At 44.7% G+C, this 11,002-nt stretch carries 10 protein-coding genes; 8 read left to right on the top strand and 2 right to left on the bottom strand.

What is annotated here, in order from left to right; genetic code table 11:
• Together Q0502_RS19000 and Q0502_RS08455 are read left to right on the top strand one after the other, a co-directional pair.
• Complete coding sequence (locus tag Q0502_RS19000; RefSeq protein ID WP_366521780.1) at positions 1-141, top strand: DUF892 family protein; 141 nt, start codon at positions 1-3, stop codon at positions 139-141.
• 279 nt (positions 142-420) lie between these two features.
• On the top strand, positions 421-2,706 hold the full coding sequence (locus tag Q0502_RS08455; RefSeq protein WP_298649600.1) for a catalase: 2,286 nt from the start codon (positions 421-423) through the stop codon (positions 2,704-2,706).
• Between the two features lie 357 nt (positions 2,707-3,063).
• Here the strand turns inward: Q0502_RS08455 and Q0502_RS08450 are convergent, their stop codons facing one another.
• Positions 3,064-3,954, bottom strand: coding sequence for a ferritin-like domain-containing protein (locus tag Q0502_RS08450; protein ID WP_298649598.1), 891 nt, complete (start codon positions 3,952-3,954; stop codon positions 3,064-3,066).
• Positions 3,955-4,835: 881 nt separating this feature from the next.
• Between Q0502_RS08450 and Q0502_RS08445 the strand changes: the two genes are divergently transcribed.
• From Q0502_RS08445 to Q0502_RS08420, 6 genes are all read left to right on the top strand, one after another.
• Positions 4,836-5,042 carry a hypothetical protein gene (locus Q0502_RS08445; protein ID WP_298649595.1) on the top strand — a complete coding sequence of 69 codons (207 nt, stop codon included), beginning with the start codon at positions 4,836-4,838 and terminating at the stop codon, positions 5,040-5,042.
• Positions 5,043-5,061: 19 nt separating this feature from the next.
• A complete protein-coding gene (locus Q0502_RS08440; protein WP_298649592.1) occupies positions 5,062-6,393 on the top strand; it encodes an OmpA family protein in 1,332 nt (443 codons plus the stop codon).
• A 68-nt stretch (positions 6,394-6,461) separates the two neighbouring features.
• Positions 6,462-7,340 (top strand): hypothetical protein, encoded by an 879-nt coding sequence (locus Q0502_RS08435; RefSeq protein ID WP_298649589.1) that lies wholly within the window; start codon positions 6,462-6,464, stop codon positions 7,338-7,340.
• Between the two features lie 165 nt (positions 7,341-7,505).
• Positions 7,506-7,691 carry a hypothetical protein gene (locus Q0502_RS08430; RefSeq protein ID WP_298649587.1) on the top strand — a complete coding sequence of 62 codons (186 nt, stop codon included), beginning with the start codon at positions 7,506-7,508 and terminating at the stop codon, positions 7,689-7,691.
• Between the two features lie 107 nt (positions 7,692-7,798).
• Positions 7,799-9,733, top strand: coding sequence for a sensor histidine kinase (locus tag Q0502_RS08425; protein WP_298649584.1), 1,935 nt, complete (start codon positions 7,799-7,801; stop codon positions 9,731-9,733).
• Positions 9,711-10,322, top strand: a complete 612-nt coding sequence (locus Q0502_RS08420) for a response regulator transcription factor (RefSeq protein WP_298649581.1) — start codon at positions 9,711-9,713, stop codon at positions 10,320-10,322. Before Q0502_RS08425 ends, Q0502_RS08420 begins: the two co-directional genes overlap by 23 nt.
• A 242-nt stretch (positions 10,323-10,564) precedes the next feature.
• Here Q0502_RS08420 and Q0502_RS08415 read toward each other — a convergent pair.
• A partial coding sequence (locus Q0502_RS08415) for a hypothetical protein (RefSeq protein WP_298649578.1) occupies positions 10,565-11,002 on the bottom strand: 438 nt, incomplete at its 5' end.

Genomic DNA, 11,002 nt, shown 5'->3' with positions numbered 1-11,002 from the left:
TTGGCTGAACTGGCCAGAACATTGGGACTCGATGAGGCTGCCCAGCTCTTGGAGGTTACACTTGAGGAAGAAAAAGAGACTGATGTCAACTTAACAGAGCTTGCAGTGGAATCAGTGAACGAAGAAGCGAAAAAGGAATAAAAAAATTATTATTTACTCTGAGGGTACCAGCAGCGATCTTACACGAATGTGAAAATAAAAACTTTTCATAATTTGTGGTTGCTATAACCCCTCAGAGTCGATTAGGGGTGCTATATTTTCTCCAGGTTACTTTTTAATTTTTTGCAATTATTTAAAAGGCTCTTGATGGTTCTTTCCCTATGAACGAGTAGAGATTAACCCTCGATTTGTTCATGGAAAGAGTGGACTGAAGATTGTATGCTGCGTGATTTATAAACAATTTAAGTAAAATTCCCTCTTATGAATAATAATGAAGATAACAATAATAAGGTTATTAATTCTAACGACGATACCGATAGGATCGAACCTGCACATCTTACCATACCTGGTAAAGGAATTGAACCGGCACAGGTGTCAAAACTTGAATTAAAGGATATCGATCCGGTTGAAATGAGTGAAGCGGACAAAATGGTTTCAGGCGAGATCCGGCCTTTTACTCCCGAAAGTCAGAAACAGAAAGACCTGGCAGTTAATAAGAGTGGTGGCTATGGAAAACGATTGACGACTAATCAAGGGTTGAAAATAAACGATGACAGCAACTCATTAAAAGCAGGAGAACGAGGCCCGTCGCTACTCGAAGATTTTATCATGCGTGAGAAAATTACGCATTTCGACCATGAACGTATTCCGGAACGCATTGTACATGCGCGGGGCACGGGTGCTCATGGCGTATTCAAGGTTACCAATCCTATTCCTCAATTTACCAAAGCTAAATTTTTATCCGCAAAAGGTAAGGAAACCCCGGTATTCGCCCGCTTTTCAACAGTACAGGGGGGACGGGGCTCTACCGATATGCCTCGCGATGTGAGAGGATTTGCCGTTAAGTTTTATACCGAGGAAGGGAATTACGACCTGGTGGGGAATAACATGGCTCCTTTTTTTATTCATGATGCTATTAAATTTCCGGATTTTGTACATGCTGTAAAACCTGAACCCCGAAATGAGATTCCCCAGGCAGCTTCCGCGCACGATACGTTCTGGGATTTCATTTCCACATCGCCCGAAACTTTTCACATGGTAATGTGGTTAATGAGCGACCGGGCACTTCCCAGAAGTCTTCGCATGATGGAGGGATTTGGCACCCATACCTTTCGCTTTATCAACGACAAAGATGAGTCTTTCTTCGTGAAATTTCACTGGAAACCTACATTGGGAATGCATTCCCTGGTATGGGACGAAAATCAAAAGATATCAGGGAAGGATAGTGATTTCCATCGCAGGGATTTGTGGGACGCTATTCAAGCAGGAGAATTTCCCGAATGGGACCTTGGTGTGCAAATTATTCCCGAAGAAGATGAATTTAAATTCGATTTTGACCTGTTGGACCCGACTAAAATCGTTCCGGAGGAACTCGTACCGGTTCAGATTGTAGGACGAATGACATTGAACCGGAATCCGGACAACTTCTTCGCAGAGACAGAACAAGTGGCGTTTCATCCGGGGCATATAGTGCCGGGTATCGATTTCACAAATGATCCGCTGCTGCAGGGACGTTTATTCTCTTACACCGACACACAGCTATCGCGTTTGGGCGGTCCCAACTTTCACGAGATACCTATTAACCGCCCTGTTGCTCCGGTTATTAATAATCAGCGGGATGGGATGCACCGGATGACAATCGATGTGGATGAGTCCAATTATCATCCCAACACCATCAGCGATAACTATCCCCTTCAATCGTCGAAGGCGGAGGGCGGATTCACCAGCCACTACGAACGGATCGATGCCCACAAAATACGCGCCAGAAGCCAAAGCTTCCTCGACCACTATTCGCAGGCTATTCTTTTCTACAACAGCCAGACAGAAGTCGAAAAAAGGCATATTGCCGATGCTTTCAGTTTTGAGCTGGGTAAAGTAAAAAGAGTGGAGATACGGCGAAATGTGCTTAAAATGATACGCTTGGTGAATAAAGACCTTGCCCGGTATGTAGCTGATATATTGGGTCTTTCCGTTCCCGAAGAAATTCCGGAAAATATGCAGCACAGCCCTGAGGCAAAACCCGAAGAATACGAAACCATTTTCGTGAAACCGAAATTGCAGGGATCGCCCGCGTTAAGTATCCTCAAAAATCAGCGGAAAGACTCCATCCGTACCCGTAAGATAGCTGTTTTATGCGATGATGGTGTGGATGGCACGCAATTGGATGAACTCAAAACAACGTTGCTTGGCGAGGGTGCGATGGTGAGAGTAGTGGCATCGCATTTCGGCACCGTCAAGGATAAAAACGGCAACGAGGTGAATGTGGATGATACGGTTCTCACTACTTCGTGTGTCTTGTTCGATGCAACAGCCGTTCCTGACGGGACTACGGAGATGTTCGACACGATGAGGTCCGATAATCGGTTCAAAGAGTTTGTCCGGGATACCTACCTTCACTACAAACCGCTTTCAGGGAATGGAGTAGCGGTGGATTTTATCAGGGAGTCCATTGGGAGTGATTTCACTTCAGACGAGGGAATTGTACAGAATGGGACTTCCGGAGATTTTGTCGATGCTATAAAGGAAGGCAGATTTTGGAAAAGATAATCACATAATACGTTATAGATAAACGAAACAGAAATATTTTTTCAACGATGATATAGAAAAGACCGGGGGTCTGCCGCGTGGGGAACTACCGGCTCGGAGTTTTTGACCGGTTCGGTAAAATAGAAGAAATCGAGAACCGGCGCGTCTGACAAGAAAAAATTATCCTTTCTGTTTTAAAGAAAGGATAATTTTTCCAGTTAAGATGAATGGTTAATAAGTCGAGAGTAAATTAAATTAAGATTTTGATTATTTTCTACGTATCAGCGAGGGAGATGTGTAGAATAAAATAAAGGAAAATTATGAGGACTTTATTTTTTTATATTTAAACGCATAGGATTCAATCATCAATCTCTCTTCTTAAGCATTTTCTTCGAGGTCGTCGTAATCTTCCTGTTCGTCACCTGGCGGGTAAATATCGTCCTTGATTCTCCGATCGTCATCGACAGGGTAAATACGGTCATCGTATCCTTGCCCGTCTCCTTTCCGGTAAATGCGGTCATCGTCTTCCCACTTGTCTTCCCGGTAAATGGCGTCATCGTCTCCACGCGAGGGATATTCGCTGTCCGAATCTCCTTCACGGTAGTCGCTTCGCTTTGTTACCTCTTGAAAATCATTGACTTGATCTTCTCTGTCGGAACGTTCTCTGTCAGGATCTTCGTTTTTTTCACCTTCTTCTTTTGCTTCTTCGTTTACCGATTCAACGGCCAATTCCGTTAAGCCGACATCGGCCGACTTTTCTTCTTCGAGGATTTCTTCAAGAATGTCGGCCGCTTCATCCAGGCCCAGTGTCCGGGCCAGTTCAGCAAGGCTGCCGTAGGTGGCGATTTCATAATGCTCTACCTTTTGGCAGGCAATAATGATAGCCACATCGCGCACCATGCTGTCCTCCTCAGTATCTCCGAGCATAGTATCCCCTTCTTTGAGGATACCCATGATGGCTTCGCATTTCTTTTTGGAAGGTTCTTCGCCGACAAGTCCGAATACTTCTTTTAACCTCTCTATTTGTTCTTCGGTTTCGGTATGATGGTCCTGTAAACTTGCCTTGAGGGATGTAGAGAGGGCGGCGGCTTCCATTTTTTCAAGGCCTTTTAAGATTTCCCCTTCGGCAAAATAGATGTCTTTCAATTCTTCGACGAAAAATTCTTTTAGTTTTCCTTCAAATTTTTCGTTAAAACGAGCGTTTTGTCGTTTTTTTATAATATCTTTGCTTTCTGATGGGCGATGAGCCCATTCATTTATTGAGTCCATAGATTTGATAATTTTTGGATTTTTAACCGGAGTGCAGTTCTCGGCTGCGCTCCGGCTTCTAATTTTGTGGGATTGATTAATTAATTTGATAATTTGGATTTATCCGCATTATCTCTTGTCTCTCGAGCCGGATTTGTTATCCGAGTCTTTGTTACTTTTGGATCCGGATTTGTTATCCGTCTTTTTGTCAGTGTGTGAAGTAGAACCGGATTTGCGGCCCTTGTCTTCGTTTGTTTTCTTTGAGTCCATGATTTGATTTTTCATTTAGATACCTGATTCGGTTCAGATACATGTATACAACTATTTAGAAAAAGAATTTGTTCTTTACAAAATTCAAGATTGAGTTTTATTAAGGATCGGGAATAATCGTTTAACTACGGTTTAATTTATTAGGGTGGTTTCTATACTGCCAAATACCCGATATTATCCTTGCATGACTTTTCTTTGCCATTAATCTTCTCTAACATAGCTTTTTTGTAATTTATCTGATTTTTTTGAATTAAATTCAAACAAACTGTCATTGAGGATCCCTCCTCAAATAATAGACTTTCATCCGGCTCAGGCAGTATCATCAAAGTTCCTTATCCTGTAATGAATATTGCCCTTTGAATAAGCACGTCATAATTTTTTGAATACTCCTTAAAAAACCCGAAAAATGGGGTGAATTTGAATGTTTTTCTCCTCTTATTTTTGTGTCGGTAATTTTATTATTTATCGTAAACCGGCATGATTAAAATAATCATCAAAGGTTCACTGATAATCTATACATCATGGTATAAATAAACTAATCGTATGAAACGGGCATGAGAACCGTTCACACACAAGAACATGACAATATGTGAGTTCCATACGACCTTCGTGTTAAAAATGAATATTGTCCTATGAAAACAATTCAAAGAGCGAAAAACATTTTAATGACTCCCAAAACAGAATGGGATTTGGTATCGGAAGAAAACAGCGGACACGTAAAATTACTGACCGGCTATTTGATTCCGTTGGCATTGATACCGGCAGTAGCCGGTTTTATCGGATCTACGGCCGTATCGGGCGCCGTAATCATTTCTTCAGCGAGAACAATTATCTATTGATCATTTAAAACAAAACATCATGCAAAAATCAGTATTATTTATTTCCCTGTTCCTGCTTGCCGCCACACAGGCGGACGCGCAAAGCTGGCTCGATAAGGTAGGGAAAAAAGTAGAAAACTCGGCGAAGCGTACCATCGAAAGAAAAGCCGAACAAAAAACGGAACAAGCGGTGGGTAAGGCCGTGGATAAGGCGACCGACAAAGATACCTACAAAGGGTCGGAAAAAGACAAGGATGTAGAGACCATTGAATGGACGGAGATGGAACCGGGCGAAATCGAAAAGTCCGTTGGTGGAAAACAGGATGGGGCGCCTAAGCTGGAAGCCTATTCCAAATACGATTTTGTACCCGGCGACCAGATCCTTTTTTATGAAGATTTTTTGCAGGACGCCATCGGTGATTTTCCCGCACTGTGGACAACCAATGCCAGCGGTGAGGTAAAGACTCTCAGCATTGCACCCGGCAAGTGGTTGCAGAATACAACCAGAAGCGGGGAATTTACCTACTTGAACAATCTGGCCCTGCCCGCTAATTTTATTCTCGAGTTCGACTACATACCCTATTTCAGTGAGGAGGCCCAGCAAAAGAATCCAAACAGGAGTAACTGGTATGCTACCGGCGCCGTGAAGTTGTACAGTGATAAACCCGGGAAAGAAAAGGAGTTTGATGGCGGTTTGTTTCCGGGCGATATGGGATTAAGGATCCATTTTAATAATTATACCTGGAATATGGACGCTTATAACGACAAAGGCAAAGGGGAAATTGAAGGTAAAAGCGATAAGAACTGTGTCGTGTCCGAACAGGTAAACCATATCATCGTATGGGTGCAGAACCGCAGGGTAAGGGTCTATCACGGTGGTGCGAAAATAATGGACGTGCCAACAATGCTTGCACCGGACACAAAACTGATGCGTTTGCGTCTGGACAACGCCCATGAAGACAACCGCCCCTTCTTCTCAAACATAAAGATCACTACTGCTTCGCCCGATACGCGTAGCAAGCTTATCACCGAAGGTAAGCTGATAACCTACGGTATCACTTTCGATGTGAACAAGGATGTGGTGAAACCGGAATCCTACGGTACACTGAAAAGCATTGCCGATGTACTGGCGGAAAATCCCGATGTAAAGGTGAAGATTATAGGGCATACCGACAGCGACGGCGCCGATGATGCCAACCTCGACCTTTCACGCCGCCGCGCCGCTTCAGTAAAGAACGAACTGTCCAAATTGTTCGGTATCGATGCTTCACGTATGGAAACCGAAGGAGCCGGCGAAAGCCAGCCCCTGGCACCGAACGATACCTCTGAGAATAAAGCCAAAAACCGCCGCGTAGAATTTGTGAAACAGTGAGAGCAAAGCCGAACTTGTTCAGTTTTGCCGAGTCGTGAAACAAATGAACGAAGTTAATTTGTGAAACAGTGAGAGCAAAGCCGAACTTGTTCGAGTTTTACGAAGTGAGGGTAAATATCAAGATTCACACGGTGAAGACTTATCCATCCGACAGGACTTCCGCACCAAAGTGGGAGGAGTTTATGCAAATAACCGGCACGCTAGTGGGTGAAGTCGTCAGGGGAAGGGTTGAAAAGCTTGATTCCGACCCGGAGTACTTTATGGATTTAATAAGAACCGGGGGGCAGGTTCCTGTTTTTATTGCCACCAGCGATTATGAGGTAAAGGACGACAATTTTAACGTGGTATTCCGGAAACGGTGCCCCTTGCAGGTAAACATCGAACGGACGGAATGGGAGTACAAAGATTTCGGGCGCGACGGAAAAAAATACGTGAAGATATTCGATTACCGGGCCTCGGGGATCAACGACAAGCAAACCATTTTGATGGGCATTCACCCTTATTGGCCTGAAGAGAGGGATGACCCCAAGGACGGAACGGGGCTGTCCCCACACTATGCCGTGGCACTGAACGTGGAAACTTATACCGAACATTTCGCAAAACCGGTGCCGGGCAACGGGCGTATCCTTAAATGGGACGACTACGCGATGCGGCTTGAACCGAGCAGCGATAAGGTGTCGCTAAATGTGATGGGACGAAAATCGAGCCGGGAATACCGGCAGGGTACCAAACCTCCCGCGATAGTGGTGCACGAGCTGAATAAATATTTCTTAAATCCTTCAGGCGGAACCGAGGTGTATAACCTGACCGGGTGGTCTCGCGAAGAAGGCAACGGCAGAACCACCGGAATAAATGTAAGGCTGGAGTTCAGGAGCATCGCGGACGCAAATGCCACTTCCACTATTGACCCTCCGCCACCTCCGCTGGAAGATTGGGATTACTACTAGTGTGAAAGGTACGGAGTGGGAGTGATTTATATAAAATAATCGCATGAAACGTATATTCATCCTTTTATTGCTGTTCTCTTTCACGATCGTTTCGGTTTTTGCACAAAGCGCGGAGATCAAAGCGATCATGGCAGGGGGAATATAACGGGCGAAGCATCGGTCGGTGTGGAGCTTACCATCGGCGCGAACGATACGGTCAGGGATATCGCTTTTACCAGTTCGGTCAAAGCAGGATTGGGTGGATTGCTTGAAACGGAGATAAGTGGAAGATTCGCGGCGGAGGGTGGCCCGGCAATCAACTTCGATGCGGGATTGTCATTGCCTTCAATTCCTTCAATTCCTTTCAACTGATAGTGTGAGGGTTGACATTTAAATTTTGTCCCCTTCCGAGTAACAACTTATTGATAATTAGAATATCTTTACGGAAAATCCCGGATTGACTAAATACTGTGATCGCAATGAAGAATTTAACTTTTATCCTGCTGTTGTTGGTGGCCTGGATATCCACACACGGGCAAAATATCGATTCGATCCTTCGCGCCGCGAGGGCGAACCCCGACACCGCCGTTATCAACCGGCTGTATGAACTCGGCTACAAAGTGGAATTGCAAGACCACGAAGCGGCGAAAAGGATCTACCGCACGGCAGGCGAACTCAGTGAGAAGATAGACTATCCGGTGGGGCGCATCCGGTTCGCTTCCAATTATACCTATCTGCTTAACTTAGAGGGGAAACTCGATTCTTCCCTCACCATCAACCTGAAGGCATTGGAGCTGGCACGTGAAATCGGCAATGAAGAAAGAATCAATGGAGCCTTGGTCAATATCGGCAACGTATATCACTATAAGCGTTTGTACAATACAGCGCTCGAGTATTATATCCAGGCGCTTCCCTATTTCGAGAAGGGCGGTAACCCTAAAAGCCTCGCGGGCCTATACGACGTCATGCAGGTGTTTTATCAGCGTACCGAACAGCCCGAACAGGGAATTGTGTACGGAAAGAAAGCGTTGGAACTGATGAAAGATTATCCTGACGATATCATCCGCGGACATATATTACTCAATCTTGCCTCGCTTTATTCAAACTGCGTTCCGAGGAGATGGGAGGAGCATCTGGAGTGCCTGAAAGAGGCGTTGCGCATTGCGGAAGCAACCGATTACATAGACATGAAAGCTTCTGTGCTGAATAATCTTGGAAATTATTACCTGCAAAAATTTGATTATAAAACCGCGGAGGTTTACGGGCAGGAGGCGTTGGCATTACATGATTCCATAGGAGATATGACAGGTTATCTGGTAAGCCTTAGGGGAATTGCTCTTTGCAATTTACAGAAAGGCGATTATGAAAAGGCCGAAGCATACGCTACGGAGGCTCTGATGCTCGCGCAGGAGCAGGAATGGGATGTCGAGGAACGTAAATGTTATCAGATACTTGCCGACCTTGCCCTTCTGAAAGACAGGGATTATGTGAAAAGTCAAAAGTTGATTTTCAAATTCGATTCTCTCGGCAACGAGATTTTGAACGACAATATCTGGCGCGCCAACGAAGAATTAAGGATAAAATACGAAACCGAGCAAAAGGAATTTCAGATTGAGTCGCTTCATCAAAAACATAGATCCACCCTTTTGATAAGCATTATCGGCGGAGTTGCGTTGATATTGGGATTACTGGCGATGCTCTTTCTCTGGCTCTGGGCCAGACAGAAACGCCGCAAAGCCGAATTGCAACTGAGGCAAGTAGAACAGGAGAAGCAACTGGTGGCCACCCGTTCCATTCTTGAGGGGGAAATGCAGGAACGTTCCCGGCTTGCCCGTGATCTGCACGACGGGTTAGGCGGTATACTCTCGGCGGCGAAAATCAATATGAGCGAATTAAAAAACGGGGCTTTGCTGGAATTTCCGGATGTAGAAAGTATAAACCGCATCATGAGTTTACTGGACGAGTCGTTGCGTGAATTGCGGCGGGTTGCCCACCATCTTATGCCGGAATCGTTAAGCCGCTACGGGTTAAAAATAGCCCTGTCCGATTTTTGCCGTACCGTGGAAAAGATCGGGTTTGCATGGTTCGGCGAAGAGGAACGTCTGGAACGCCAGTTGGAAATAGTGGTGTACCGCATTGTACATGAGTTGGTGAACAATGCCTTGAAATACTCGGAAGCGACCCATATCCTTGTGCATATTGTACAGGATGCGGACCGCATTTCGTTGACAGTGGAAGACAACGGAAAAGGTTTCGATACTTCCGCGGCCACCACCGGTACGGGATTGCAGAATATCCGTACGAGGGTAGCCGCGCTGGGAGGCAATATGGATATTTTTTCTGCGGAAAATGAAGGAACGGAAGTACATGTCGAATTAAAGATCAAAAACAATGATACGGGTACAGATAGTTGATGATCACCCACTGGTGGTGGAAGGATTGGAACGGATCATTAACGATTCGGGCATAGCGCGGATCACCGGGACGGCCTGTTCCCTGAAAGAGTGCCGGAGAATGCTTTCCCGCATCACACCCGATGTGTTGCTGCTGGATATCGGGTTGCCGGACGGTAGCGGGATGGATGCCTGTGTGGAGATCCTGAAAAAATATCCGGATGTGAAGATCCTGATGTTAACAAGTTATGGAGAGTTGAACGTCATCACCCAATCATTGGAAAACGGGGCGTTGGGTTATGTCCTGAAAAACTCCACGGTGGAGGAAATTATCGAAGGAATCTGTACGGTGGCTCTGGGTGAACGGTTTTTATGCGAAGAGGTAGATCTGCTGTTGCGCACCAGGAAAGACGACGCCATATCCCTTTCCCGCCGCGAGCGAGAACTTCTTAAGCTGATTGCCGAGGGGCACACCATGAATACCATTTCCGACATGATGTGCATCGGCTATGAAACGGTCAAAAGCTACCGCAAGAATATAATGACCAAACTACAGGTTCCCAATACCGCCGCCCTGATAAAATATTCCGTAGAGAAAAAGATAGTGTAAGGGAAATTTATTTTTTCTTGTTTTATGTTTGCCTATGGACTTCTGTTTCTTCCGTATCTATTATTACATCTTCATCCACCATTCTTTCTACACTCCTCTTGCCGTTCCCACCGCAAGTACAGCGAGATGTTGCGCAAAACCTTTTGGTAAAGTAATAATTTTGTTGTCCATATCGGGATGGTGCATTTATTCGTAAATCCCTTATCTACCATGGTGGATAAGAATTGGGATGTAGGTCTTCTTCACGAAACAATGGACGAGAAAAAACTATAGATCGAATAGGTTTTTATAGTCTCCACTGTTTCAGAGTCGATATAACCCTGGGAAAATTTTGCTATAGTGTCAAGCAGATAATCATTTTCTGTATTTAAATAGATAAGCAGAAGCGGGCAGGACAGCATCCAGCGGGAAAAGGACAATTTATTGCCGATATCAGTCAAATTGTTGAGTTTAAATATATTCCTGAAGAATATTTCATTGTTATTGATGGGGCTGTTTATGTTTAATATTACTTTATCCCATAAATTTTCTTTGACATCTTCCACTAAGATGGAATTCATCAAAGCAATGATCCTTTTATGCATGCTGTCTCCCAAATGTTTGGATGTTTCTCTGTTTTCAATATGGCTTAAAGCATAAAAAAAGCGATTGCTTATTTTCCCCAATAATTGGGGGGAGAT

It is taken from the genome of uncultured Proteiniphilum sp. (assembly GCF_937873925.1).
In the GTDB taxonomy this organism is placed as follows: Bacteria; Bacteroidota; Bacteroidia; order Bacteroidales; family Dysgonomonadaceae; genus Proteiniphilum.
The sequence above is the reverse complement of the archived record's forward strand: the minus strand, read 5'-3'. Positions and strand labels throughout refer to the sequence as shown.

Coding starts and splice junctions, on each gene's coding strand:
- Q0502_RS08455 (WP_298649600.1), top strand. CDS start 421: ATGAATAATAATGAAGATAACAATAATAAGGTTATTAATTCTAACGAC.
- Q0502_RS08450 (WP_298649598.1), bottom strand. CDS start 3,954: ATGGACTCAATAAATGAATGGGCTCATCGCCCATCAGAAAGCAAAGAT.
- Q0502_RS08445 (WP_298649595.1), top strand. CDS start 4,836: ATGAAAACAATTCAAAGAGCGAAAAACATTTTAATGACTCCCAAAACA.
- Q0502_RS08440 (WP_298649592.1), top strand. CDS start 5,062: ATGCAAAAATCAGTATTATTTATTTCCCTGTTCCTGCTTGCCGCCACA.
- Q0502_RS08425 (WP_298649584.1), top strand. CDS start 7,799: ATGAAGAATTTAACTTTTATCCTGCTGTTGTTGGTGGCCTGGATATCC.
- Q0502_RS08420 (WP_298649581.1), top strand. CDS start 9,711: ATGATACGGGTACAGATAGTTGATGATCACCCACTGGTGGTGGAAGGA.